Origin of the sequence: Enterobacter cloacae complex sp. P18RS (genome assembly GCF_014982105.1) — a bacterium.
Lineage (GTDB): Bacteria > Pseudomonadota > Gammaproteobacteria > Enterobacterales > Enterobacteriaceae > Enterobacter > Enterobacter hormaechei_C.
The window spans coordinates 47,052-71,698 of sequence record NZ_JADCKV010000018.1; the positions used below are offsets into that span (position 1 = coordinate 47,052).

Consider the following 24,647-nt stretch of genomic DNA (forward strand, 5'->3'; position numbering starts at 1 on the left):
CGGCGTAAACTCCGCCTCTCTCTGTTACTCGCAAAGACTGAACATGCATAACACCCCCGCTGCCGCCTCACCAAAGCCTTTTGATTTGACGTCAACGGCGTTTTTGATCGTTGCTTTCCTCACCGGTATTGCCGGTGCGTTACAAACGCCTACGCTGAGCCTGTTTCTGACCAACGAAGTCCACGCCCGCCCGGCGATGGTTGGCTTCTTCTTCACCGGGAGCGCCATCATCGGCATTTTCGTCAGCCAGTTTCTTGCCGGGCGTTCAGACCGCAAAGGCGATCGCAAAAGCCTGATCGTTTTTTGCTGCCTGCTCGGGGTGTTTGCCTGCCTGCTGTTTGCCTGGAACCGTAACTACTTCATTCTGCTGTTCGTGGGCGTCTTCCTGAGCAGTTTCGGCTCGACCGCCAACCCACAGATGTTCGCCCTTGCCCGCGAGCATGCCGACCGCACCGGGCGAGAAGCGGTGATGTTCAGTTCGATACTGCGCGCGCAGGTGTCGCTGGCCTGGGTGATTGGCCCCCCGCTCGCCTACGCGCTGGCGATGGGTTTTGGCTTTACGGTGATGTACCTCAGCGCAGCCGTGGCCTTCGTGGTATGCGGCGCAATGGTCTGGTTCTTTCTGCCCTCCATGCGCAAAGAGCCGAAAGTGGCGACCGGTACGCTGGAAGCTCCGCGACGTAACCGGCGCGACGCGCTGCTGTTATTCATTATCTGTACGCTAATGTGGGGAACCAACAGCCTCTATATCATTAATATGCCGCTGTTTATTATTGATGAGTTGCATCTGCCGGAGAAGCTGGCCGGGATCATGATGGGAACCGCCGCGGGGCTTGAGATCCCCACCATGCTGATTGCGGGCTATTACGCGAAGCGCTTCGGCAAGCGCTTTTTGATGCGCGTCGCCGCCGTAGCCGGGCTGCTGTTTTATGTCGGTATGCTGACGGTTCATACGCCAGCCCTGCTTCTTGCTTTACAGCTGCTGAACGCCATTTACATCGGTATCCTGGCCGGTATCGGCATGCTCTACTTCCAGGATCTGATGCCGGGTCAGGCAGGCTCTGCCACCACCCTTTATACTAATACCACCCGCGTGGGCTGGATTATTGCAGGCTCACTGGCGGGCGTTGTGGCTGAAATCTGGAACTATCATACGGTGTTCTGGATTGCGCTGGTGATGTGCGTCCTGACGCTGAGCTGCCTGACGCGAATCAAAGACGTTTAAGGCGCGGTGAGCGCTTCCAGCTCAAGCAGATAAGTGATGGCCTGCTGGCGCGTACTGCCGCACATTTCGGCGGTTGGCTGGAGCCCGGAGCACACCTTCGGGCGCAGGGGCGAGCCAAAGATCATGCACAGGTTAGTGTCAGAGAGCTGAACGCAGCGGGTATTGGCAGGCTTGCCCTCCGGCATGCCTGGAATGGGGCTTGAGATGGACGGTGCGGTACAGCACGCGCCACAGTCGGAACGACAATCCATACATGCTCTCTGTTGGTGGCAGATGCCCGCGCAGTCGGGCATTGCGCGCACAGTAACACCTTTTATGTATTGATAGCAAAACCCACGAATTCCGCTTGCCTGAAAGGCCGCGCGCGAGTAATTTGGCGCGATATTTTTTACCTCCCGTAAACAGGATTACTGCAATGCCAAGAGCGAACGAAATTAAGAAAGGTATGGTACTGAATTACAACGGCAAACTGCTGATTGTGAAAGATATCGACATTCAGGCACCCAGCGCCCGCGGCGCAGCAACGCTGTACAAAATGCGTTTCTCCGATGTCCGCACCGGCCTGAAAGTGGAAGAACGTTTTAAAGGCGACGATATCGTCGATACCGTGACCCTCACCCGTCGCTACGTTGATTTCTCCTACATCGACGGCAACGAATACGTGTTCATGGATAAAGAAGATTACACCCCGTATATCTTCACCAAAGATCAGATCGAAGAAGAGCTGCTTTTTATTCCTGAAGGTGGGATGCCGGACATGCAGGTGCTGACCTGGGATGGCGTGCTGCTGGCGCTGGAGCTGCCGCAGACCGTTGATCTGGAAATCGTTGAAACGGCGCCGGGCATCAAAGGCGCGTCTGCAAGTGCGCGTAACAAACCGGCTACCCTGACTACCGGTCTGGTCGTACAGGTGCCAGAGTACCTGTCAGCGGGCGAGAAAATCCGTATCCATATCGAAGAAAAACGCTATATGGGTCGTGCTGACTGATCGTGCTTTTCGCCCGGTGGCGCTACGCTTACCGGGCCTACAAAAAACCGGCTCTGATGCCGGTTTTTGTGTTTTTGTAGGCCGGGTAAGGCGCAGCCGCCACCCGGCAACAACCTTTACAGCAGTTCAGGATACTTCGTCATTTTCAGCGCCAGCTCGATACCGCGCACTTCCGCCATCCCTTTCAGACGGCCAATCGCCGAATACCCTGGATTCGTTTTCTTGCGCAGATCGTCCAGCATCTGGTGCCCGTGATCCGGACGGAACGGGATTGGACGCACATCCCCCGCCTGCTTACGACGTACCTCTTCAGAGAGAATGGCATCCACCACCGCAACCATGTTCACGTCGCCGCCAAGATGGGCTGCTTCGTGGAAGGTTTTAGGGTTCTCTTCACGGCAGGTTGCACGCAGGTGGGTGAAATGAATGCGATCGCCGAAGGTTTCGATCATCCGCACCAGATCGTTATCCGCCCGCACGCCATACGAGCCCGTACACATGGTAAAGCCGTTGTAGATGCTGTCCACCGTCTCTTTCAGCCACTGCATATCTTCAATGGTCGACACGATACGCGGCAGGCCAAGAATAGGACGCGGTGGATCGTCTGGATGAACCGCCAGCCGCACGCCGACTTCTTCTGCCACCGGAACAATAGCGCGCAGGAAGTGCGCCATGTTTTCACGCAGCTGGTTTTTATCGATATCGCCATATTCCGCCAGGCGCGCGCGGAACTGATCGAGGGTATAACCCTCTTCCGCACCGGGCAGGCCCGCGATGATATTGCGAACCAGCTTCTCAATGTCCGCTTCACCGGCGGCATTGAACCACGCCAGCGCCTGCTGCTGCTCTTCGACGGTGTAGTCTGCTTCCGCCCCCGGACGCTTCAGAATGTGCAGCTCGAAAGCCGCAAAAGCGATTTGATCGAAACGCAGCGCCTTCGAACCATCGGCCATTTCATATTCCAGGTCGGTACGCGTCCAGTCCAGGATCGGCATAAAGTTGTAGCAGACGGTATCAATACCACAGGCTGCCAGGTTACGAATGCTCTGCTGATAATTCGCAATCCAGGTATCACACTCACCGGAGTGGGTTTTGATATCTTCGTGAACCGGAATACTTTCCACAACAGACCAGGTTAATCCCTTCTCTGCCAGCTGAGCCTGACGCTTTTGGATTTCCTCCACCGGCCACACCTGACCGTTCGGAATATGATGCAGCGCCGTGACCACACCCGTTGCGCCAGCCTGACGCACATCATCAAGAGAAACCGGATCGTTCGGCCCGTACCAACGCCAGGTTTGTTCCATTGCCCCACCCCCTCAAGTTGTTATACCAATATGTGTTACTTCAATGACGACTACCATACATGTTTAATCGAAGTGGTCAATACAGCACGCGGCATTGATTGATCAAACTCACATAACAGGGATATTTACGGCTTACCAATTTAATTTGTTGTCATATAACTTTACACTGGCATTGTTAATTAATGGTTAATCAGGTGTGTATTACATGAAGACTATTGCCTCCACCGCGCTTCCTGCTCATGTCCAGCAGCCCCGCTACGATCGCGAGCAGTTACGCTCCCGCATCGTCCATTTCGGTTTTGGCGCGTTCCACCGGGCGCATCAGGCGTTGTTAACAAACCGGGTACTGAATGCCAAAGGAGGCGACTGGGGAATTTGTGAGATTAGCCTCTTTAGCGGCGATGTCCTTATGGGCCAGCTCCGGGCGCAGGATCATCTGTTTACCGTGCTGGAGAAAGGTGCCGAAGGCAATCAGCCCATTATTATCGGTGCGGTAAAAGAGTGCCTGAACGCCAAACTCGACTCGCTGGCAGCCATTATTGAGAAATTCTGCGAACCGCAGGTGGCAATTGTCTCCCTCACCATTACCGAAAAAGGCTACTGCATCGATCCGGCGACGGGAAAACTGGATATGCGGAACAGCCGCATCCTGCACGATCTCGAGCACCCGTCTGAGCCGCATTCCGCGCCGGGTATTCTGGTTGAAGCGCTTCATCGCCGCCGCGAGCGGGGCCTGCCGGCGTTTACCGTGCTCTCCTGCGACAATATTCCCGACAACGGCCACGTGGTGAAAAATGCCGTTCTCGGCATGGCCGGAAAGCGTTCCGCAGAGCTGGCCGCATGGATCGAGGCGCACGTGAGCTTCCCTGGTACCATGGTCGACCGAATCGTGCCCGCCGCCACCGACGCCTCACTCGCGGAAATCACCCAGGAACTTGGCGTTGAGGATCCCTGCGCCATCAGCTGTGAACCGTTCATTCAGTGGGTAGTGGAAGATAACTTTGTCGCCGGGCGTCCGGAGTGGGAGGTGGCAGGCGTACAGATGGTTGAGGATGTCCTGCCCTGGGAGCAGATGAAGCTGCGGATGCTGAACGGCAGCCACTCCTTCCTCGCGTATCTGGGCTACCTTGCCGGCTACGCGCACATAAATGAATGTATGCAGGACGACAGTTTTCGCGAGGCTGCCCGCAGGCTGATGCTGAATGAGCAGGCCCCTACGCTGCGCATCACCAACGTTGATCTGACAGCCTATGCTGACAGCCTGCTTGACCGCTTCGCCAACCCGGCCCTACAGCATCGTACATGGCAAATCGCCATGGACGGCAGCCAGAAGCTGCCTCAGCGCATGCTGGAAGGGATCCGCATGCATCTTGAGCGTAACACCGCCTGGCCATTACTGGCGCTGGGGGTGGCGGGCTGGATGCGCTACGTCAGCGGTACGGACGAACAGGGCAACGCCATTGACGTACGCGATCCGCTGAGCGACAAGTTTCAGGCCATTGTCGCTACCAGCAGCGACGCAGAACGCGTTAGCGCCCTGCTGACGCTAAATGAAATCTTTGGCGACGACCTGCCGCAAAACCCTGTCTTTGTCGAGGCAATCACCAGCGCGTACCAGCGCCTCGTCCGGCTCGGCGCGCGCCAGGCCGTTATCGAAACGTTAAAAATTTAGCGATTATTGCGTTTAAGGCGAACGGTTTTATGCTCCGTTCGCCCTTCCTCTTCTCAATGCCCGATTTTTTCGTCAGGATGATAGATAGTTGTTACTACATCACAATTATTTATCGGAGCGCACGTGACCAAAACCAACCTGATCACCGGTTTTCTAGGCAGCGGTAAAACTACGTCCATTCTGCATTTGCTGGCCAATAAAGACCCGGCGGAAAAGTGGGCCGTGCTGGTCAACGAATTTGGCGAAGTGGGGATCGACGGCGCGTTGCTCGCCGACAGCGGCGCGATGGTGAAAGAGATCCCGGGCGGGTGTATGTGCTGCGTGAATGGTCTGCCGATGCAGGTCGGGCTGAATACGCTGCTGCGTCAGGGCAAGCCGGACCGTCTGCTGATTGAGCCCACCGGGCTGGGGCATCCTAAGCAAATCCTTGATTTACTGACCGCCCCGGTATACGAGCCGTGGCTTGAGCTGCGTGCGACGCTTTGCCTGCTCGACCCCCGCCAGCTGCTGGATGAAAAAGCGATCAATAATGACAATTTCCGCGACCAGCTCGCCTCGGCAGATATTATCGTGGCGAATAAATCCGATCGCGCGACGGCTGAGAGTCAGGCCGCGTTCCAGTCCTGGTGGCAGCAGGCTGGCGGTGGACGTCAGTATGTGCAGACGACCCAGGGCAACATTGATGGCGCCCTGCTCGACCTTCCCCGCCTAAACCAGACGCAACTGCCTGCCAGCGCTGAGCATTCGCATAGCCACGGCGCGAAGCAAGGCCTGGCTGCACTGAGCCTGCCGGAGCATCAGCGCTGGCGTCGCAACCTGAACAGCGGCCAGGGGCATCAGGCCTGCGGGTGGATCTTCGATGCCGATACGGTTTTCGACACCATTGGTATACTGGAATGGGCGAGACTCGCGCCGGTTGAGCGGGTAAAAGGAATCATGCGCACTCCGGATGGTCTGGTGCGCATTAACCGTCAGGGCGAGGATTTCTTTATTGAAACCCAGAACGTCGCGCCACCCGACAGCCGGATAGAGTTAATTAGTGCGGTTAATACCGACTGGAATGCCCTCCAGTCAAGCCTGTTGAAGCTTCGTTTAAGTTTGGGCGGCTAACGTTGCCCCTGATTTCACACATTGCTGAAGACTATGACGACTCGACTTCCTGCTATTTTATTGCTCAACGCTGCCGGCCTGGCGATCTTTTTCTCCTGGTATATCCCGGCGGATCACGGTTTCTGGTTCCCGCTGGATTCCGGGCTGTTCCACTTCTTTAACCAGGCGCTGGCGAAGAGTGAAGCCTTCCTGTGGCTGGTGGCGATCACCAACAACCGCGCGTTTGACGGCTGTTCGCTGCTGGCAATGGGCTGTCTGATGCTCTCCTTCTGGCTGAAGGAAGACAAAACGGGTCGTCGCCGTATTCTGATTATCGGCCTGGTGATGCTGCTGACGGCCGTGATTATTAACCAGCTGGCGCAGCATCTGATGCCGGTTAAACGCGCCAGTCCTTCGCTCTTTTTCCCGAATATTAACCGCGTCAGCGAGCTGCTTCATATTCCAACCAAAGATGCCTCGAAGGACAGTTTCCCGGGCGACCACGGTATGATGCTGCTGATTTTTGCAGGCTTCATGCTGCGCTATTTTGGTAAAAAAGCCTTCACCATCGCCCTGGTTATTGTGGTGGTATTTGCATTCCCGCGGGTGATGATTGGCGCTCACTGGCTGACAGATATCGCCGTAGGCTCCCTCACGGCGGTGTTAATTGGTTTACCGTGGGTGCTGATGACCCCACTGAGCGATCGCATAATAGGCATTTTTGATCGCTATCTTCCTAGCAAATTTAAACAAGCCGGAAACAAATAAATAACGAAAATTAACACCATTTCTCAGGGATCGTTTTCGATCCCTGCGTCACTTCTTTTCGGCGTCATTCAACGCTGTCATCATCCCGTCATACAATTCGTGATAAAAATGAAGCAATTGCAGGGATTACCGATATGAATGGCGGCATTTTGAGCAATTCCGCGCTGTAACTTTGTGTATCACATTTTCTTATAAAAAAACGGACTTTTTTGCTCGCAATACCCCGTGCAATCGGTTAACCTCGAACTCGTTTTGCCCCACTGAGATAATTATTATCATGGTGAATAATTTTGTGCGTTGAGCCACAGTTTTCACCATAAAGAATTGTCTCATTGTGAACAGATTATTAGTCTCGTCACGGTTGGCATTTTTATAACGATATTTTCGTTAAGGACTTCAAGGGAAAACAAACAAAATGGTCAAATCTCAACCAATCTTGAGATATATCTTGCGGGGGATCCCGGCGATTGCAGTGGCGGTTCTGCTTTCGGCATGTAGTACGACGAATACCGCGAAGAATATGCATCCTGAGACGCGTGTTGTGGGAATGGAAGATTCCTCTTCACTGCAAGCCTCTCAGGATGAATTTGAAAATATGGTACGTAATCTCGACGTTAAGTCGCGTATTATGGATCAGTATGCTGACTGGAAAGGTGTGCGTTACCGTCTGGGCGGCAGCACCAAGAAAGGCATCGATTGTTCCGCATTCGTACAGCGTACGTTCCGTGAACAGTTTGGGTTAGACCTTCCGCGTTCTACTTATGAACAGCAGGAAATGGGCAAATCCATTTCGCGCACTAAACTGCGCACGGGCGATTTAGTCCTGTTCAGAGCGGGTTCAACCGGTCGACACGTTGGCATCTATATCGGTAACGATCAGTTTGTCCATGCTTCCACCAGCAGTGGTGTGACGATTTCCAGCATGAACGAACCTTACTGGAAGAAGCGCTACAACGAAGCTCGCCGCGTTCTGAGCCGTAGTTAATATTGCTGTCGTATCGTTGGTTATCCCTTGGCTGGCGATACGATAAAAAAAGCACTGCTCCGGCAGTGTTTTTTTTTGCCCGTTACACTGATAACTATCCAGCGGCATTTCAGGAATCACGACATCTATGTTTACCCGCTACTTCTCCAGCAACCGCAAGATTCTGTTTCTCAGTTTCCTTACGGGGTTATTCACTGCCCTGCTCCTGGGAGCATTACAGTTTTACTGGAGTTACCACAAGCGAGACGTCAGATTCGATACCCTTATTACCGATTTAAGCGTCTACATGGAGAGCTATTTCGATGAGCTCAAAATGTCGATTGATACACTCCAGCCACTCACGCTAAACAGCTGCGAGGAAGTGAGTGCCGCCCTGACCTCCCGGGCGGCCTTTAGCATCAACGTGCGCGCCTTTTTGCTGGTCAGGGATAAAAACGCCTACTGCTCTTCCGCCACCGGCCCGATGAATGTCCCTCTGGAAGCGCTTATTCCTGAACTGCACATCAATAAACAGGTTGATATGGCGCTCCTGCCGGGCACCCCCATGATGCCGGACAAGCCCGCGATTGCCATCTGGTATCGCAACCCACTGGTGAAGGACGGCGGTGTATTTACCTCCGTTAATCTTAACCTGACTCCTTATCTCCTCTACACCTCAAGACAGGATGAGTTTGCCGGTATTTCCATCATTATTGGCGATTATGCGTTATCAACCCATTCCGGAACGCTGGTCTCTGCGCGTGATTTGCCTGATATCCCGGTCCGTACCGCCACGCTGAAAAATGTGCCTCTGACCATCCATGTTTATGCGGAAGCCTGGACGACCGATGAAGTGCTGTACGCCCTGTTTTTCGGCCTGGTCTGCGGTATCGCGGCGGGCCTGTTGAATTTCTATATTCTTACTATCCGTCTTAATCCGGGGAAAGAGATCCTAACGGCCATCAAACGCGACCAGTTTTACGTGGTCTATCAACCCGTCGTGGATGCGCAGTCGCTCAAAATGACCGGGCTGGAAGTCCTGATGCGCTGGAAGCATCCGGTGATGGGAGAAATTCCACCGGATGCCTTTATTAATTTCGCTGAAGCGCAGAAGCTGATTGTCCCACTGACGCTGCATCTTTTTGACCTGATTATCCGCGATGCCCCTGTCCTGCAAACGGTGCTCCCGCCTGGGGCCAAGTTTGGGATCAACATCGCGCCCGGGCATCTGCATGCGGAAAGCTTTAAAGAGGATATGCGCGCGTTTGCCGCCGCCCTTCCACCCGATCACTTCCAGATTGTGCTGGAAATAACCGAGCGCGATATGATCAACCACCGCGAGGCTAATCAGCTGTTCGAATGGCTGCACGAAGAAGGTTTTGAAATTGCCATCGATGATTTTGGCACCGGCCACAGCGCGCTGATCTATCTGGAACGCTTTACGATGGATTACCTGAAAATTGACCGTGGCTTCGTGAATGCCATCGGGACTGAAACCGTCACCTCGCCAGTGCTTGACGCGGTGCTGACGCTGGCAGAACGCCTGAATATGTTAACCGTTGCCGAGGGTGTTGAAACGCCGGAGCAGGCGGCGTGGCTGCGCGAGCATGGCGTGAACTATCTTCAGGGCTACTGGATCGGCCGCCCGATGCCGCTGGAGCAGTTCAGGACGTGGCAACCCGACATCACGCTCGGGGAATAATTTCACAATCACGGCGCTGTCCCTTATTATTCTGTTCAACCGAGCCTGCCTGTGAACAAAGGGATCCGCCGCACTATGATTATGCGCGTTGTGTTGACGCTATTGGCGCTGGTGAGCCTGTCGAGCCAGGCGCAGACCATCAAAGAGAGCACGGCCTTTGCCGTCATTGGCGAGCCGAAGTACGCGGTTAACTTTAACCACTACGATTACGTTAACCCCGCCGCCCCGAAAGGCGGAAACGTGACGCTTTCCGCCACGGGAACGTTTGACAACTTTAACCGCTTTGCCCTGCGCGGCGTGGCGGCAGCGCGTACCGAATCCCTCTATGACACGCTGTTCGTCACCTCCGACGACGAGCCCGGCAGCTATTATCCCCTGGTTGCTGAGAACGTGCGTTACGCCGATGATTTCAGCTGGGCAGAAATCGCGATTAATCCGCGGGCGCGTTTTCACGACGGTACGCCGGTTAGCGCCCGTGACGTGGCATTCACCTTTCATAAATTTATGACCGAAGGCGTGCCGCAGTTTCGTCTGGTGTACAAGGGCACCACGGTGAAAGCCATCGCCCCGCTGACCGTGCGAATCGAACTCCCTGAGCCGAACAAAGAGAATATGCTGAGCCTGTTCTCCCTGCCCGTCATGCCCGAATCCTTCTGGAAAAATCATAAGCTGAGCGATCCCCTCTCTACCCCGCCGCTGGCCGGAGGGCCGTATCGCATTACCGACTGGCGAATGGGCCAGTACGTGATCTATTCCCGGGTGAAAGATTACTGGGCAGCCACGCTGCCGGTAAACCGGGGCCGCTGGAACTTCGATACAATCCGCTACGACTACTACCTGGATGATAACGTGGCCTTCGAGGCATTTAAGGCGGGCGCGTTTGATTTACGTGTCGAGAACAGCGCCAAAAATTGGGCGACCCGCTATATCGGAAAAAATTTCGCGAAAGGCTATATCGTTAAAGACGAACACAAAAACGAATCCGCGCAGGACACGCGCTGGCTGGCGTTTAATATTCAGCGCCCGGTTTTTTCCGATCGTCGGGTGCGTGAAGCCATTACCCTGGCGTTTGATTTCGAATGGATGAACAAAGCGCTGTTTTACGGAGCCTACAGCCGGGCGAACAGCTATTTCCAGAATACTGAATATGCCGCCCGTGATTATCCCCACGCGGACGAGCTGGTTTTGCTGGCGCCAATGAAAGCGGAGCTCCCGCCGGAGGTGTTCACCCGCGTATTTGAACCGCCCAAATCCGACGGAAACGGGTTCGACCGGGACAACCTGCTGAAAGCCAGCAACCTGCTGGATGATGCTGGCTGGGTGCTGAAAAATCGGCAACGGGTTAATGTGCAAACCGGTAAACCGCTCAGCTTCGAACTGCTGATTGCCTCCGGCGCAAACGATCAGTGGGTGCTGCCATTTAAGAAGAACCTTGCCCGGCTTGGCGTCACCATGAATATCCGCCAGGTCGATATGGCCCAGTTAACCAACCGCAAGCGCAGTCGCGATTACGACATGATGCAGACCCTGTGGGCCGCGCAGCCGTGGCCGAGTTCAGATCTGCAAATCTCCTGGGCATCGGGGTATATCGACTCCTCCTACAACGCCCCGGGCGTAAAGAGCCCGGTGATAGATGCGCTGATTGCAAAAATTGTCGCCGCTCAGGGCGATAAGAACAAGCTTCTGCCGCTTGGCCGCGCGCTCGATCGGGTCTTAACCTGGAACTATTACATGCTGCCGATGTGGTATATGGGCGAAGATCGCGTGGCCCGCTGGGATAAATTCTCCCTGCCTGCCGTTCGCCCGGTCTACACCCTCGGCTTTGACACCTGGTGGTATGACGTGAATAAAGCCGCAAAACTGCCCGCAGAGCGGCGTTAAGGAGTGACGATGGGCGCTTATCTTATCCGCCGGCTGCTGTTAGTGATCCCGACGCTGTGGGCCATCATTACCATTAACTTTTTTATCGTCCAGATCGCCCCCGGCGGTCCGGTGGACCAGGCAATTGCGGCTATAGAATTTGGTCACGCTGGCGGCATGCCGGGCGGCGGCGGTGAAGGAATGGGGGCCAGCCATGCCCGGACGGGCGTGGGCAACATCAGCGAAAGCCACTACCGGGGCGGTCGCGGACTGGATCCGGAGGTGATCGCCGAGATCACCCATCGCTATGGTTTTGACAAGCCGCTGCACGAGCGTTATTTCAGGATGCTCTGGGATTATGTCCGTTTCGATTTTGGCGACAGCCTGTTTCGCAGCGCCTCGGTGTTAACCCTGATCAAACAAAGCCTGCCGGTTTCCATCACGCTCGGACTGTGGGGGACGCTGATTATTTATCTGGTCTCCATTCCGCTGGGGATCCGAAAAGCGGTCTACAACGGTAGCCGTTTCGATATCTGGAGCAGCACATTCATTATCATCGGCTACGCTATCCCGGCGTTTCTGTTTGCCGTGCTGCTGATTGTCTTTTTCGCCGGCGGCAGTTATTTCGACCTCTTCCCGCTGCGCGGGCTGGTCTCTGCGGATTTCAGCACCCTGCCGTGGTATCAGAAAATCACCGATTACTTCTGGCACATCACGCTTCCGGTGCTGGCGACGGTCATCGGCGGTTTTGCGGCGCTTACGATGCTGACCAAAAACGCCTTTCTTGATGAGATCCGCAAACAGTACGTCGTCACCGCGCGCGCCAAGGGTGTCGGTGAAAAGCAGATCATGTGGAAGCACGTTTTTCGTAACGCCATGCTGCTGGTGATTGCCGGTTTCCCCGCCACGTTCATCAGTATGTTTTTTACCGGCTCGCTGCTGATAGAGGTGATGTTCTCGCTCAACGGATTAGGGCTGCTGGGCTATGAGGCCACCGTCTCCCGTGATTATCCGGTGATGTTTGGCACGCTCTACATTTTCACCCTGATCGGCCTGCTGCTGAACATCATCAGCGATATCAGCTATACGCTGGTCGATCCCCGTATCGATTTTGAGGGCCGCTGATGTCGCGTTTAAGCCCCGTCAATCAGGCCCGCTGGGCGCGTTTTCGCCACAACCGTCGCGGCTACTGGTCGCTGTGGATCTTCGCCGTCCTGTTCGCCTTAAGTATGTGTTCGGAACTGATTGCCAACGATAAACCCCTGCTGGTGCATTTCAAAGACCGCTGGTATGTGCCGGTGCTGACCACCTACAGCGAAAGCGATTTTGGCGGCCCGTTTGCGACGCCAGCCGAGTACCAGGATCCCTGGTTACGTGAACAGATAGCGCAGCACGGCTGGGCTATCTGGGCACCGATTCGTTTTGGCGCGAACAGTATTAACTTCGCCACGTCCACCCCCTTCCCTTCGCCGCCTTCCGCGCAAAACTGGCTGGGAACGGACGCCAACGGCGGCGATGTGCTGGCGCGCATTCTCTATGGCACCCGCATCTCGCTCCTGTTTGGGCTACTGCTGACGCTCTTTAGCAGCGTAATGGGCGTTGTGGCGGGCGCCGTGCAGGGCTATTACGGGGGTAAAATAGATTTATGGGGACAGCGCGTGATTGAAGTCTGGTCCGGTATGCCGACGCTGTTTCTGATTATCCTGCTGTCCAGCGTGGTACAGCCTGGCTTCTGGTGGCTGCTCGGGATCACCGTCCTGTTCGGCTGGATGGCGCTGGTCGGCGTGGTGCGCGCGGAGTTTCTGCGTACGCGGAATTACGACTATATTCGCGCTGCGCAGGCGTTAGGCGTGAGCGATGGCGCAATAATCTTCCGTCACATGCTTCCCAATGCGGTGGTGGCGACCCTCACCTTCCTGCCGTTTATTTTGTGCAGCTCCATTACCACCCTGACGTCGCTTGATTTTCTTGGTTTCGGTTTGCCGCTGGGCTCACCGTCCCTTGGCGAACTGCTGTTGCAGGGCAAAAACAATCTCCAGGCCCCCTGGCTGGGCATCGCCGCATTCCTCTCCGTGGCGGTGCTGCTTTCCCTGCTGATTTTTATTGGCGAAGCCGTGCGCGATGCCTTCGATCCCAACAAGGCGGTATGACATGACCCGGCCTCTTCTGAGCATAGAGAATCTGTCGATTGCGTTTTCAAAACAGGGCGAATCACGCACGGTGGTGACGGACTTATCGTTGCAGATCCAGCGCGGAGAGACGCTGGCGCTGGTCGGGGAATCCGGCTCCGGTAAGAGCGTTTCGGCGCTGTCGGTGCTGCGCCTGCTCCCTTCCCCGCCGGTCAGCTATCCGCAGGGGGATATTCTGTTCCATGGACAATCGCTGCTGAACGCTGACGAGCAAACCCTGCGCGGCATTCGTGGCAACAACATCGCCATGATTTTTCAGGAGCCGATGGTGTCGCTCAACCCACTGCATACCCTGGAAAAACAGCTCTATGAAGTGCTGTCACTTCATCGGGGAATGCGTAAAGAGGCAGCGCGGGGTGAAATTCTGGACTGCCTTGAACGCACCGGTATCCGTAATGCGGCGAAACGGCTGAACGATTTCCCGCACCAGCTTTCCGGCGGCGAGCGCCAGCGCGTGATGATTGCAATGGCCCTGCTCACGCGCCCCGAACTGCTGATTGCCGATGAACCTACTACCGCGCTGGACGTCACGGTACAGGCACAAATTCTGCAACTGCTGCGCGAACTGCGCGACGAGCTGAACATGAGCCTGCTGTTTATTACGCACAACCTGAGCATCGTGAAAAAGCTCGCTGACGCGGTGGCCGTGATGCAAAACGGCCGCTGCGTGGAACAGAACCGGGCATCCGCCCTGCTGAGCGCGCCTCAGCACCCGTATACACAGCGCCTGCTCGATAGCGAACCCGCTGGCGACCCGGTTCCGCTTAACGCTGACAGCGCGCCGTTGCTGAGGGTTGAGGGGCTGTCGGTGTCATTCCCGATCCGCAAAGGCATTTTGCGTCGCGTGGTCGATCACAATCATGTTCTGAAAGACATGAGCTTCGCTCTGCGTCCGGGCGAATCGCTTGGGCTTGTGGGCGAGTCCGGTTCAGGCAAAAGCACCACCGGCCTGGCGCTGCTGCGCCTGATCGCCTCTCAGGGAAGCATTGTTTTTGACGGCATGCCGCTGCAAAACCTGAATCGCCGGATGATGCTTCCCGTGCGTCCGCGGATGCAGGTGGTATTTCAGGATCCAAACTCTTCGCTTAACCCGCGCCTGAGCGTATTACAGATTATTGAAGAGGGCCTGCGCGTCCACCAGCCGACAATGACGGCGCAACAGCGTGAAATCGACGTGATGCGGGTGATGGCGGAAGTGGGTTTAGATCCCGAGACCCGGCACCGGTATCCGGCTGAGTTTTCCGGCGGACAGCGCCAGCGTATAGCGATTGCCCGCGCGCTGATCCTGAAACCGGAGCTGATCGTGCTGGACGAGCCAACCTCTTCCCTGGACCGCACCGTGCAGGCGCAAATTCTGGCGCTGCTGAAGGGGCTACAGGAAAAGCATCGGCTGGCCTATATCTTTATCAGCCACGATTTACAGGTGGTGCGTGCGCTTTGCCATCAGGTGGTGGTATTGCGGCAGGGAGAAGTCGTTGAGCAGGGAGAGTGCCAGCGCGTATTCACCGCGCCGACGCAGGATTACACACGCCAGCTATTGTCCGCTGACTAGCACTCAGAAAGGATATTGACCGGAGAACGGCTCGGCAATGGCCACGCCGAAGTTTTTCAGACGACAGGTGGCGGCAAACTCATCCTGGCTGTTAACAAACAGGCACGGCTCACCTTCGCATTCCAGCACGGAGCTGTCCACTTCGATGTCCGTCAGCGCCTGGCTGAGACGTTCCATGACCGGCCACGCATTTTCATCGCTCGGGCTGAGCAGTTTGAGGGCCACCAGACAATTATCCTCCCCGGCAACGCTTTGCGGAATCGGTTCAACTTTCGAACCTGCAAAACCCGTCGACCAGCGATAGCTCTGGGGCAAGCGATGGACAATGGAGAGTTGTAATGTATTCACGTTCAGATCCCCGGAAGCAAATTTACTTCACAATTTATTTACATTTATAGTAACACATCATCGCAAACCTGCACTGTTTAGCGGATTTTATAGGCGTTGCAGGCTCGCGTCGGCGCTATATGTACCCGTTTCTGCGATCTAACTCAACCTTTTTAAATACAATGATGTGACTTTTTACATAAATAGATTTTACATAAAAGAAACAAACACAGGGTAAACGAACGGAGGGTTGGTTGATATGGGTCAACAAAAAGGCCCGTCACGGGCCTTAAGTGGTCATTTATGCGCCGTCTTTCGCGGCCGGCTGGCGTAAAGATAGAAGAGAATGGAGCAGGTCGCGCAGAGGGCAATCGCCCACAGCATCGGCCAGGCGGTATTAAACGTCGCCGTCGAGAGCAGCGCCCCGACTATCGCGCCAATTCCGAAACGGAACGTTCCTGCCAGCGACGAGGCGGTGCCCGCCATATGCGGAAATTCGTCGAGGATCACCGCCATCGCGTTGGATGAAACCATCGACACGCAGCCGACAAACGCCGCCACGCCCACCACCAGCGCCCAGAAACCGACGCCCAGCAACGCGCTCAATACCAGCCAGATAGCCATCACGAACTGGATCCACAGCCCGGCGCGGAACATATTCAGCGCCCCAACCCGCCGGACAAAGCGGCTGTTGATAATGGTCATCACAAACAGGAACACAATATTCAGCGCGAAGTAGTAACCAAAATGCTGGGGTGACACATGGTTCAGTTCGATGTACACAAACGGCCCCGCGCTCAGGAACGAGAACATTCCGGCAAAGCTGAAGCCGCTGGCCAGCATATAGCTGAGCACACGCTTATGGCGAAACAGCGAGGCAAAGTTGCCAAGCGTGGTGCGAATGTGGAACTTCTGACGTCGCTCGACCGGCAGCGTTTCATCGATAAAGACGAAGATCATCACCGAGGCCAGCAGCGCGGCAATCGCCAGGATCCAGAAAATCGCATGCCAGCTGAACCACACCAGGACCGCCCCGCCCACCATGGGGGCGACCAGCGGCGCAATTGTCGTGACCAGCATGACGAACGACATCATGCGTGAGAACTCTTCCTTCGGGTAGACGTCGCGCATCAGCGCGTTAATCACCACGCTTGCCGCAGCCGCCGCCAGGCCATGGAAGAAGCGCATCACAATCAGCTGATCGATACTCTGCGCCAGCGCGCAGGCCACCGCCGCCGCGGCAAATATCAATGTCCCGCCCAGGATAACCGGTTTACGCCCCAGGCTGTCGGCCATTGGGCCATAAAAGAGCTGACCGAGGGCAAAACCAAGAATGTAGGTGCTGAGCGTCATCTGCGCGCTGCCTGCCGGTACGCCAAACTGAGCGGAAATCACCGGCAGCGCGGGCAGATACATATCGATAGACAGCGGCATCAGCATGGCCAGCAGGCCAAGGATAAATACAATTTTAAACGACGAGTGTGGCCTGGTGGTCACAGGGTTCTCCTGAATTTAGCGTGAAGGCAGCCCGACGCTGGCAATCTCTTCTTCCGTCAGCGGGCGATATTCCCCTGGGGCCAGGTCTGGATCGAGTTCAATCGCGCCGATACGTTCACGATGCAGCCCCACAACGTGGTTGCCCACGGCGGCAAACATCCGCTTCACCTGATGGTAGCGGCCTTCACTGATGGTCAGACGGACGTCCGTGGGGGTGAGGATTTCCAGCACCGCCGGTTTGGTCAGATCCTTCTCATTATGCAGCTGAACGCCTTTCGCGAATTGCTCTGCCGTGTCATCCGAGACCGGAGACTCAAGCATCGCCCGATAGGTTTTCTCACAGTGATGGCGCGGGGAGGTGATGCGGTGCGACCACTGGCCGTCATCGGTCATCAGCACCAGGCCGGTGGTATCGATATCCAGTCGCCCTGCCGCATGCAGCTTGTGCGCCACAGGTTCGTCGAGGAAATAGAGCACCGTCGGGTGATCCGGATCGTCCGTTGAACAGACGTAACCTTCCGGTTTGTTGAGCATGAAGTAGCGCGGGCCATTCTGCTGGGTCAGCGGGTTGCCGTCATACTCCACCTGGTGCTCAGGCTGGAGTTTAAAAGCGCTGTCTTTCACAATGTCGCCGTCCACGGTTACGCGGCTGGCGCGAATTTCACGCCCGGCAATAGCCCGGCTTACGCCGAGTTGCTGAGCGATAAACTTATCAAGTCGCATGAAATCTTTTTAGCCTTAATGGTGCTGGAAGTCGGACTACGCGTCCGAAAAAGAAGCAGTCAGAAACAGTTCAGTATAATGGTCTGGTTGCGCCACTCAAGGGAAAAAGTTTCGTGGCATACTATATGCGAGTTAACTGAATAGAGAAGCCATGACGTTCACATTACGCCCCTATCAGCAGGAAGCCGTTGATGCCACCCTCGCCTGGTTTCGCAAGCATCGGGAGCCCGCCGCCATCGTTCTCCCGACCGGAGCCGGTAAAAGCCTGGTGATTGCCGAACTGGCGCGCCTGGCCCGCGGACGCGTGCTGGTGCTGGCGCACGTCAAAGAGCTGGTGGCGCAAAACCACGCCAAATATTGCGCGCTCGGCCTGGAGGCCGACATTTTTGCCGCCGGACTGAAGCGCAAAGAGAGCCACGGAAAAGTGGTGTTTGGCAGCGTACAATCCGTTGCGCGCAACCTGGAACTGTTTCGCAGCGAGTTTTCCCTGCTGATTGTCGATGAGTGTCACCGCATCAGCGATGACGACGACAGCCAGTATCAGCAAATCCTCACTCATTTGAAAAAGGTGAATCCTCACCTCCGTCTGCTTGGCCTCACCGCCACGCCGTTTCGTCTGGGCAAGGGCTGGATTTATCAGTTTCATTATCACGGCATGGTGCGTGGCGATGAAAAGGCCCTGTTCCGCGACTGTATCTATGAGCTTCCGCTGCGCTACATGATCAAGCATGGCTACCTGACGCCGCCGGAGCGGCTGGATATGCCCGTCGTGCAGTACGATTTCAGCCGCTTACAGGCGCAGAGCAACGGGCTGTTCAGCGAGGCAGATCTTAACCATGAGCTGAAAAAACAGAAGCGGATCACGCCGCATATCATCAGCCAGATTGAAGAGTTCGCACAAACGCGCAAAGGGGTGATGATTTTTGCTGCCACTGTCGAACACGCGCGCGAAATTACGGGGCTGCTGCCCGCCGACGACGCGGCGTTAATTACCGGTGAAACCCCCGGCCCGGAGCGCGACAGCCTGATTGAGGACTTCAAAGCTCAGCGGTTCCGCTATCTGGTGAATGTCTCCGTACTAACCACCGGCTTTGACGCCCCGCACGTCGACCTGATTGCGATTCTTCGCCCGACGGAATCCGTCAGCCTGTATCAGCAGATTGTTGGCCGCGGGCTGCGTCTGGCGCCGGGCAAAACCGACTGTCTGATCCTTGATTACGCCGGTAACCCGCACGATCTCTATTCGCCGGAAGTCGGCACGCCAAAAGGCAAGAGCGACAACGTGCCCGTTCAGGTTTTTTGCCCTGCCTGCGGGTTTGCCAACACCTTCTGGGGGAAAACCACCGCCGACGGCACGCTGATCGAACATTTTGGCCGCCGCTGTCAGGGCTGGTTTGAAGACGATGAAGGCCATCGCGAACAGTGTGATTTCCGCTTCCGCTTCAAAAACTGCCCGCAGTGCAATGCCGAAAACGACATTGCCGCCCGCCGCTGTCGGGAGTGCGACACGGTCCTGGTCGACCCGGACGACATGCTGAAAGCGGCGCTGAAGCTGAAAGATGCGCTGGTGCTGCGCTGTTCCGGCATGGCCTTACAGCCCGGCGCGGATGAAAAAGGCGAGTGGCTAAAAATTACCTACTACGACGAGGATGGCGCAGACGTCAGCGAGCGGTTCCGGGTCCAGACGCCCGCCCAGCGCACCGCGTTCGAGCAGCTCTTTATCCGCCCGCATACCCGCACGCCTGGCGTGCCGCTGCGCTGGATAACCGTGGCCGATATCGTGCGCCAGCAGGCGTTACTGCGCCATCCTGATTTTGTTGTCGCCCGTAAAAAAGGGCAGTTCTGGCAGGTGCGTGAGAAGGTCTTTGACTATGAAGGACGCTTTCGCCGGGCAAACGAATTGCGCGGTTAACGGGACTTTTCGTTGATGCGCGAGCCATTTGAGTATAAAATGCCGCCCGCTTCACATCCGTGAGGCAGAACACTCACCTGCTGCTGGGTCGCCTGTAGTAGGGTTTTAAATACAGAGAGAAATCAATGTTCACTATCGAAGCAGAAGTACGTAACGTGCAGGGTAAGGGTGCGAGCCGCCGCCTGCGTACCGCAAACAAGTTCCCGGCTATCGTTTACGGTGGCGAAGCTGCTCCAGTTGCTATTGAACTGGATCACGACAAAGTATGGAACATGCAGAACAAAGCTGAATTCTACAGCGAAGTTCTGACCATCGTTGTTGACGGTAAAGAAGAAAAAGTGAAAGTTCAGGCTGTTCAGCGTCACGCGTTCAAGCCAAAACTGACTCACATCGACTTCGTTCGCGCGTAATCGCAAACCTGTCGAGAAAAACCCCGCGTTTGCGGGGTTTTTTTATGGCTGTTACTTACCGCCTGAAGTGCGACGCTGAAGCTGGTCGCGCAGATTCGGCGGTGTGCCTTTAATGGTCAGCGTGTCGGTGGCCGGGTCCCAGAAGATACGTTCCCCGAGCAGCATGGCATCAAAGTTAATGGTTAACCCACCGCCGCTACCGGCAAATTTCGTCAGCTGACGCAGCGTACTGCGATCCGCCGGGAAGCTCTCTTCCAGCTCATAGCCTTTTTCCGCAGTAAATTCCTGGAAGCTGACTTCGCTGACGCCTGCCAGCTCTTTGGACAGCGACTCCAGCTCAATCTCTTCTCCAGCCTGTAGCTGCTCGTTGCAGTAGCTGTAAACCTGCTGACGCACGGTCTGACGCTCAGATTTATCAAGCTGCGCCTCAGCCGTAAAGTCATCCACCGCCTGGAGGAGACCTTTGTTCTGCGCTTTGGCATTCAGCCCTTCGCTGGCGCCGAGGAAGTCCATAAAGAAATCCGCCACTTTGCGGCCCACGCGGCCTTTAAGGAAGGTCAGATAGCGCGTTGATTCCGGGTTGGTTTCCCATTCGGTTAAATCGATACGCGCCACAATATCCGCATGGTTGATATCCAGGTAGTGCGTTGAGCTGATATCCAGCTGCTCGTTCACGCGCATACTGCTTAAGTTATTCAGCACGGTGACCAGCAGATACTCTACCGCCAGATAGCGGTAGTGGCAGAACAGGACGATACCGCCATCGGCGAAGGGATATTTCGCCAGCTCGTCACGCAGACGGCCAGTAGCAGCGCGGCTGAATGCCAGGAAATCCTCTTCGCCCTGACGTTGCAGGCGCAGGCTATCCGCCAGTTCGCTCTCTTCGCTGAACAAGCCATAGGCTTTATTTTTCGCGCTGTAGACGCGATGCAACTCCGCCATCATCTCGACAACGGTAGGCGTTGGTTCCAGTAACGAATCGCGCAGCACCACTTCAAGGGTTTGCTCATCACGCTTGATAAGCTGGTGCAAGGCAATCTGGTTGATTTCCAGACTCATGATAAACTCTCCTTTTAGACCGGGCGGTATTCAACCACCACCAACGCATGTGTGCAACAGAAGATAAAAAAGGGGAAAAAAAGCTGTTGCTACGGTAATATGTCGCCCTTCTCTCAACAAACTGATTTTGATTTATGCCACAACATTCCCGCTACAGTGACGAACACGTTGAACAATTGCTCAGTGAGCTGGTCAACGTACTGGAAAAACATAAAACGCCAACCGATCTCTCCCTGATGGTTTTGGGAAATATGGTTACCAACCTGATCAATACCAGCGTTGCTCCGGCTCAGCGTCAGGCGATCGCCAAATCTTTCGCCCAGGCTTTGCAGTCCTCCGTTAGCGACGACCAGGCACACTAAGGGAAACGAACAACAGTTTATGGTGACGAATCGTCAGCGCTACCGTGAAAAAGTCTCCCAGATGGTCAGCTGGGGGCACTGGTTTGCCCTGTTCAACATTCTGTTGGCGATGGTGCTCGGCTGCCGTTATCTGTTTGTGGCGGACTGGCCAACCACGTTAACCGGGCGCATCTACTCGTGGATGAGCCTTGTTGGTCACTTTAGCTTTCTGGTCTTCGCCACCTATCTGCTGATCCTGTTCCCACTGACGTTTATCGTCATGTCGCAGCGGCTGATGCGCTTCCTGTCCGCCATTCTTGCGACGGCGGGCATGACACTGTTGCTGATCGACAGCGAAGTCTTTACTCGCTTCCACCTGCACCTGAATCCTGTCGTCTGGGAGCTGGTGATTAACCCGGATCAGAACGAGACCGCGCGCGACTGGCAGCTGATGTTTATCAGCGTGCCGATTATCCTGCTGATCGAAATGCTGTTCGCCACGTGGAGCTGGCAAAAACTCCGCAGTCTGACCCGACGCCGCCATTATGCGAAGCCCGTCGCGGCGCTCTTTTTCGCCTCATTTATCGGTTCGCACCTGATGTATATCTGGGCAGATGCGAACTTCTACCGCCCGATTACCATGCAGCGCGCGAACCTGCCGCTCTCCTATCCGATGACGGCGCGTCGTTTCCTCGAAAAACACGGCCTGCTGGACGCGCAGGAGTATCAGCGTCGTCTGGTCGAACAGGGTAATCCGGAAGCGGTCAGCGTGCAGTATCCCCTGAGCGATCTGAAATATCGCGACATGGGCCGCGGTCAGAACGTGCTGCTGATTACCGTCGATGGCCTGAACTATTCCCGCTATGAGAAGCAGATGCCAGCGCTGGCTGAATTCGCTGAGAACAACATCGTATTCACTCAGCATATGAGCTCCGGTAATTCGACCGACGCGGGTATTTTCGGCCTGTTCTACGGCATTTCACCGAGCTATATGGACGGCGTGCTGTCGGCCCGTATTCCGGCGGCATTGATTACCGGGCTTAATCAGCAGGGCTACCAGCTGGGGCTGTTCGCCTCTGATGGTTTCAACAGCTCGCTGTACCGCCAGGCGCTGCTGTCTGATTTCTCACTGCCCGCCGCGCAGAGCCAGTCTGACGATCGGACCGCTGACCAGTGGATAGACTGGCTGAAGCGCTATGCGCAGGAAGATAACCGCTGGTTCTCCTGGGTTGCGTTTAACGGCACAACGCTTGATGACAGCAATCAGAAAGGCTTCGCGCGCCGCTATAGCCGTGCGGCGGGCGATGTCGATGCGCAGATCGGCCGCGTGCTGACCGCCCTGCGCGACGCGGGCAAGCTGGATAATACGGTCGTGATTATCACGGCGGGGCATGGCGTGCCGCTCGGCGACGAGGCGAAGGGCATGGAGTGGTCGCGTCCGAACCTGCATGTTCCCCTTGTGATCCACTGGCCGGGCACTCCCGCGCAGCGCATCAACATGCTCACCGACCATAAAGACGTCATGACCACGTTAATGCAACGGCTGCTGCACGTCAGCACACCGGCAATTGAGTACTCGCAGGGACAAGACCTCTTTAGCGCCACGCGGCGTCATAACTGGGTCACGGCTGCTGGCGGAAACACGCTGGTGGTGACCACGCCAACGTTGTCCCTGGTGCTGAACAGCAATGGCAATTACCAGACGTATAACCTCGAAGGTGAGAAGCTGAAAGACCAGAAGCCGCAGCTCAGTTTGCTGTTGCAGGTGCTGACAGACGAGAAGCGCTTTATCGCTAACTGATTATTTATGAATCAGTTAGCGTTGCTTGCCCCTTGCATTCAAAAAGGAATCGAGTAGTATTCCTTTTATGCGTCGGCACGTAGCGCAGCCTGGTAGCGCACCGTCATGGGGTGTCGGGGGTCGGAGGTTCAAATCCTCTCGTGCCGACCAAAACTACACAAAAAAACCAGCCGCTTATGGCTGGTTTTTTATTGCCTGTCTCCGCATGCGCAATGCTTAGTGTTTTTCACGCCCACCGAGAAAGAAAATCCCCAGCGGAATCGCCAGCAGGACGGTGAACACCAGGCTGTAAACAAAGATCATCGCCGATTGCAGGACAAACATGCTGGTTGTCCAGGCAGAGAGCGGGATGTTGTACTGCTCAATCACACCGACAATGGTTGCTCGCCCCACGCATGCAGCAGCAATCATAAACACAACCAGTAACGCCAGCAGGAACTTGCGGCCTTCAGGTGTCTTCAGTTTTTCCCGTACCATCTCCCCTCCCTTTACAGATGAATAACAATAATTAACGCGTAAAATAACACGATTGCCGCATCGACTCCAACACAGCATTAAACACCAATAAATAAACATAAAAGCAGTGTATTACTCCATTTAAAATGAAAATATGAGTAAATTGCGCCAACTATTCACGTACTATATGTTAGTCTTTCCAGGATCGTTTTAACAAAAAGGAATGACAGTGAAAAACGCACCTAAATTTGCCATCGCCCTCATCGCCGCTGCGTGCGCCAGCACCAGTGCTTTCGCCAGCGAAACCCGGAAAGAGCAGCCGCTGGAAAAAGTTGCTCCGTATCCGCAAGCGGACAAAGGGATGAAGCGCCAGGTTATTCAGCTCCCGGCTCAGCAGGATGAAGCAAATTTCAAAGTTGAGCTGTTAATCGGCCAGACGCTGGAAGTGGATTGCAACCAGCATCGCCTGGGCGGCCAGCTGGAAAGCAAAACGCTGGAAGGCTGGGGCTATGACTACTATGTCTTCGACAAAGTAACCTCGCCAGTCTCCACCATGATGGCGTGCCCGGACGGCAAGAAAGAGAAGAAATTTATTACCGCGTATCTGGGTGATAACAGTCTGCTGCGCTATAACAGCAAGCTGCCGATCGTCGTATACACGCCGGAAAACGTGGATGTGAAATATCGCGTATGGAAGGCGGATGAGACGGTAGGACAAGCGGTAGTTCGTTAATAATAAGTCGGGTGGCGCTCTCGCTTACCCGACCAGGAAAGGGTGCGTTCTGGTGCCCTCACCCCAACCCTC

At 55.4% G+C, this 24,647-nt stretch carries 23 protein-coding genes and 1 tRNA gene; 17 read left to right on the plus strand and 7 right to left on the minus strand.

Features of this window, described 5'->3' with window-relative positions:
• The first annotated feature begins 43 nt into the window (after positions 1-43).
• The gene (setB, locus tag INF61_RS14885; RefSeq protein WP_015572310.1) at positions 44-1,225 is read left to right on the plus strand and encodes a sugar efflux transporter SetB; all 1,182 of its coding nucleotides are present in this window, start codon (positions 44-46) and stop codon (positions 1,223-1,225) included.
• Here the strand turns inward: setB and INF61_RS14890 are convergent.
• Positions 1,222-1,476: a YkgJ family cysteine cluster protein gene (locus INF61_RS14890; protein WP_003859353.1), complete on the minus strand. Its 255-nt coding sequence runs from the start codon at positions 1,474-1,476 to the stop codon at positions 1,222-1,224. The genes setB and INF61_RS14890 overlap by 4 nt on opposite strands.
• Positions 1,477-1,640: 164 nt before the next feature.
• On the opposite strand from INF61_RS14890, the gene yeiP reads away from it, so the two are divergent.
• Complete coding sequence (yeiP, locus tag INF61_RS14895; RefSeq protein WP_003859355.1) at positions 1,641-2,213, plus strand: elongation factor P-like protein YeiP; 573 nt, start codon at positions 1,641-1,643, stop codon at positions 2,211-2,213.
• 116 nt (positions 2,214-2,329) lie between these two features.
• Here the strand turns inward: yeiP and uxuA are convergent, their stop codons facing one another.
• A complete protein-coding gene (uxuA, locus tag INF61_RS14900; RefSeq protein ID WP_045338068.1) occupies positions 2,330-3,520 on the minus strand; it encodes a mannonate dehydratase in 1,191 nt (396 codons plus the stop codon).
• 205 nt (positions 3,521-3,725) lie between these two features.
• Between uxuA and INF61_RS14905 the strand changes: the two genes are divergently transcribed.
• From INF61_RS14905 to yejF, 9 genes are all read left to right on the plus strand, one after another.
• Complete coding sequence (locus INF61_RS14905) at positions 3,726-5,192, plus strand: mannitol dehydrogenase family protein (protein ID WP_063659508.1); 1,467 nt, start codon at positions 3,726-3,728, stop codon at positions 5,190-5,192.
• 123 nt (positions 5,193-5,315) lie between these two features.
• Complete coding sequence (locus INF61_RS14910; protein WP_017383393.1) at positions 5,316-6,302, plus strand: GTP-binding protein; 987 nt, start codon at positions 5,316-5,318, stop codon at positions 6,300-6,302.
• 33 nt (positions 6,303-6,335) lie between these two features.
• Positions 6,336-7,049, plus strand: coding sequence for a phosphatase PAP2 family protein (locus INF61_RS14915; protein WP_193547882.1), 714 nt, complete (start codon positions 6,336-6,338; stop codon positions 7,047-7,049).
• 415 nt (positions 7,050-7,464) lie between these two features.
• Complete coding sequence (gene mepS / locus INF61_RS14920) at positions 7,465-8,034, plus strand: bifunctional murein DD-endopeptidase/murein LD-carboxypeptidase (protein ID WP_003859364.1); 570 nt, start codon at positions 7,465-7,467, stop codon at positions 8,032-8,034.
• 127 nt (positions 8,035-8,161) lie between these two features.
• Positions 8,162-9,715, plus strand: a complete 1,554-nt coding sequence (locus INF61_RS14925) for a cyclic di-GMP phosphodiesterase (RefSeq protein ID WP_045327800.1) — start codon at positions 8,162-8,164, stop codon at positions 9,713-9,715.
• A 75-nt stretch (positions 9,716-9,790) separates the two neighbouring features.
• The gene (locus tag INF61_RS14930; protein ID WP_017383396.1) at positions 9,791-11,596 is read left to right on the plus strand and encodes an extracellular solute-binding protein; all 1,806 of its coding nucleotides are present in this window, start codon (positions 9,791-9,793) and stop codon (positions 11,594-11,596) included.
• Positions 11,597-11,605: 9 nt separating this feature from the next.
• The gene (locus tag INF61_RS14935) at positions 11,606-12,700 is read left to right on the plus strand and encodes a microcin C ABC transporter permease YejB (protein ID WP_003859369.1); all 1,095 of its coding nucleotides are present in this window, start codon (positions 11,606-11,608) and stop codon (positions 12,698-12,700) included.
• The gene (locus INF61_RS14940) at positions 12,700-13,725 is read left to right on the plus strand and encodes a microcin C ABC transporter permease (RefSeq protein WP_015572302.1); all 1,026 of its coding nucleotides are present in this window, start codon (positions 12,700-12,702) and stop codon (positions 13,723-13,725) included. The genes INF61_RS14935 and INF61_RS14940 overlap by 1 nt, the downstream gene beginning before the upstream one ends.
• Position 13,726: 1 nt before the next feature.
• Complete coding sequence (gene yejF, locus INF61_RS14945; protein ID WP_032103234.1) at positions 13,727-15,316, plus strand: microcin C ABC transporter ATP-binding protein YejF; 1,590 nt, start codon at positions 13,727-13,729, stop codon at positions 15,314-15,316.
• A gap of 3 nt (positions 15,317-15,319) precedes the next feature.
• Here the strand turns inward: yejF and INF61_RS14950 are convergent, their stop codons facing one another.
• The 3 genes from INF61_RS14950 to rsuA form a co-directional block, all read right to left on the minus strand.
• Positions 15,320-15,664: a YejG family protein gene (locus tag INF61_RS14950; protein ID WP_003859372.1), complete on the minus strand. Its 345-nt coding sequence runs from the start codon at positions 15,662-15,664 to the stop codon at positions 15,320-15,322.
• Between the two features lie 276 nt (positions 15,665-15,940).
• The gene (locus INF61_RS14955) at positions 15,941-17,140 is read right to left on the minus strand and encodes a Bcr/CflA family multidrug efflux MFS transporter (protein WP_017383400.1); all 1,200 of its coding nucleotides are present in this window, start codon (positions 17,138-17,140) and stop codon (positions 15,941-15,943) included.
• 15 nt (positions 17,141-17,155) lie between these two features.
• Positions 17,156-17,863 (minus strand): 16S rRNA pseudouridine(516) synthase RsuA, encoded by a 708-nt coding sequence (gene rsuA / locus INF61_RS14960; protein WP_193547883.1) that lies wholly within the window; start codon positions 17,861-17,863, stop codon positions 17,156-17,158.
• Between the two features lie 151 nt (positions 17,864-18,014).
• Between rsuA and INF61_RS14965 the strand changes: the two genes are divergently transcribed.
• Both INF61_RS14965 and rplY read left to right on the plus strand, forming a co-directional pair.
• Positions 18,015-19,775: a DEAD/DEAH box helicase gene (locus tag INF61_RS14965; RefSeq protein ID WP_023304130.1), complete on the plus strand. Its 1,761-nt coding sequence runs from the start codon at positions 18,015-18,017 to the stop codon at positions 19,773-19,775.
• Positions 19,776-19,900: 125 nt separating this feature from the next.
• Positions 19,901-20,185: a 50S ribosomal protein L25 gene (gene rplY, locus INF61_RS14970; protein ID WP_015572298.1), complete on the plus strand. Its 285-nt coding sequence runs from the start codon at positions 19,901-19,903 to the stop codon at positions 20,183-20,185.
• 51 nt (positions 20,186-20,236) lie between these two features.
• Here rplY and yejK read toward each other — a convergent pair whose 3' ends face one another.
• Positions 20,237-21,244 (minus strand): nucleoid-associated protein YejK, encoded by a 1,008-nt coding sequence (gene yejK / locus INF61_RS14975; RefSeq protein ID WP_017693031.1) that lies wholly within the window; start codon positions 21,242-21,244, stop codon positions 20,237-20,239.
• A 134-nt stretch (positions 21,245-21,378) separates the two neighbouring features.
• Between yejK and INF61_RS14980 the strand changes: the two genes are divergently transcribed.
• From INF61_RS14980 to INF61_RS14990, 3 genes are all read left to right on the plus strand, one after another.
• A complete protein-coding gene (locus tag INF61_RS14980) occupies positions 21,379-21,606 on the plus strand; it encodes a YejL family protein (protein ID WP_001135586.1) in 228 nt (75 codons plus the stop codon).
• A 19-nt stretch (positions 21,607-21,625) separates the two neighbouring features.
• On the plus strand, positions 21,626-23,386 hold the full coding sequence (yejM, locus tag INF61_RS14985; RefSeq protein ID WP_017383404.1) for an LPS biosynthesis-modulating metalloenzyme YejM: 1,761 nt from the start codon (positions 21,626-21,628) through the stop codon (positions 23,384-23,386).
• A 73-nt stretch (positions 23,387-23,459) separates the two neighbouring features.
• Positions 23,460-23,536: transfer RNA gene (locus INF61_RS14990), tRNA-Pro, on the plus strand.
• 66 nt (positions 23,537-23,602) lie between these two features.
• Here INF61_RS14990 and INF61_RS14995 read toward each other — a convergent pair.
• The gene (locus INF61_RS14995) at positions 23,603-23,863 is read right to left on the minus strand and encodes a DUF2534 family protein (RefSeq protein WP_006811332.1); all 261 of its coding nucleotides are present in this window, start codon (positions 23,861-23,863) and stop codon (positions 23,603-23,605) included.
• A 202-nt stretch (positions 23,864-24,065) separates the two neighbouring features.
• Between INF61_RS14995 and eco the strand changes: the two genes are divergently transcribed.
• Positions 24,066-24,575 carry a serine protease inhibitor ecotin gene (gene eco / locus INF61_RS15000; protein WP_015572295.1) on the plus strand — a complete coding sequence of 170 codons (510 nt, stop codon included), beginning with the start codon at positions 24,066-24,068 and terminating at the stop codon, positions 24,573-24,575.
• Positions 24,576-24,647 lie beyond the last annotated feature (72 nt).

Bases quoted from the DNA above. Each gene is read 5' to 3' on its own strand.
- setB (WP_015572310.1), top strand. From the start codon at position 44: ATGCATAACACCCCCGCTGCCGCCTCACCAAAGCCTTTTGATTTGACG.
- INF61_RS14925 (WP_045327800.1), top strand. From the start codon at position 8,162: ATGTTTACCCGCTACTTCTCCAGCAACCGCAAGATTCTGTTTCTCAGT.
- rplY (WP_015572298.1), top strand. From the start codon at position 19,901: ATGTTCACTATCGAAGCAGAAGTACGTAACGTGCAGGGTAAGGGTGCG.
- yeiP (WP_003859355.1), top strand. From the start codon at position 1,641: ATGCCAAGAGCGAACGAAATTAAGAAAGGTATGGTACTGAATTACAAC.
- INF61_RS14980 (WP_001135586.1), top strand. From the start codon at position 21,379: ATGCCACAACATTCCCGCTACAGTGACGAACACGTTGAACAATTGCTC.
- yejM (WP_017383404.1), top strand. From the start codon at position 21,626: ATGGTGACGAATCGTCAGCGCTACCGTGAAAAAGTCTCCCAGATGGTC.
- INF61_RS14915 (WP_193547882.1), top strand. From the start codon at position 6,336: ATGACGACTCGACTTCCTGCTATTTTATTGCTCAACGCTGCCGGCCTG.
- INF61_RS14940 (WP_015572302.1), top strand. From the start codon at position 12,700: ATGTCGCGTTTAAGCCCCGTCAATCAGGCCCGCTGGGCGCGTTTTCGC.
- eco (WP_015572295.1), top strand. From the start codon at position 24,066: ATGACAGTGAAAAACGCACCTAAATTTGCCATCGCCCTCATCGCCGCT.
- INF61_RS14995 (WP_006811332.1), bottom strand. From the start codon at position 23,863: ATGGTACGGGAAAAACTGAAGACACCTGAAGGCCGCAAGTTCCTGCTG.
- INF61_RS14935 (WP_003859369.1), top strand. From the start codon at position 11,606: ATGGGCGCTTATCTTATCCGCCGGCTGCTGTTAGTGATCCCGACGCTG.
- INF61_RS14965 (WP_023304130.1), top strand. From the start codon at position 18,015: ATGACGTTCACATTACGCCCCTATCAGCAGGAAGCCGTTGATGCCACC.
- INF61_RS14890 (WP_003859353.1), bottom strand. From the start codon at position 1,476: ATGGATTGTCGTTCCGACTGTGGCGCGTGCTGTACCGCACCGTCCATC.
- yejK (WP_017693031.1), bottom strand. From the start codon at position 21,244: ATGAGTCTGGAAATCAACCAGATTGCCTTGCACCAGCTTATCAAGCGT.
- uxuA (WP_045338068.1), bottom strand. From the start codon at position 3,520: ATGGAACAAACCTGGCGTTGGTACGGGCCGAACGATCCGGTTTCTCTT.
- INF61_RS14930 (WP_017383396.1), top strand. From the start codon at position 9,791: ATGATTATGCGCGTTGTGTTGACGCTATTGGCGCTGGTGAGCCTGTCG.
- mepS (WP_003859364.1), top strand. From the start codon at position 7,465: ATGGTCAAATCTCAACCAATCTTGAGATATATCTTGCGGGGGATCCCG.
- rsuA (WP_193547883.1), bottom strand. From the start codon at position 17,863: ATGCGACTTGATAAGTTTATCGCTCAGCAACTCGGCGTAAGCCGGGCT.
- INF61_RS14905 (WP_063659508.1), top strand. From the start codon at position 3,726: ATGAAGACTATTGCCTCCACCGCGCTTCCTGCTCATGTCCAGCAGCCC.
- yejF (WP_032103234.1), top strand. From the start codon at position 13,727: ATGACCCGGCCTCTTCTGAGCATAGAGAATCTGTCGATTGCGTTTTCA.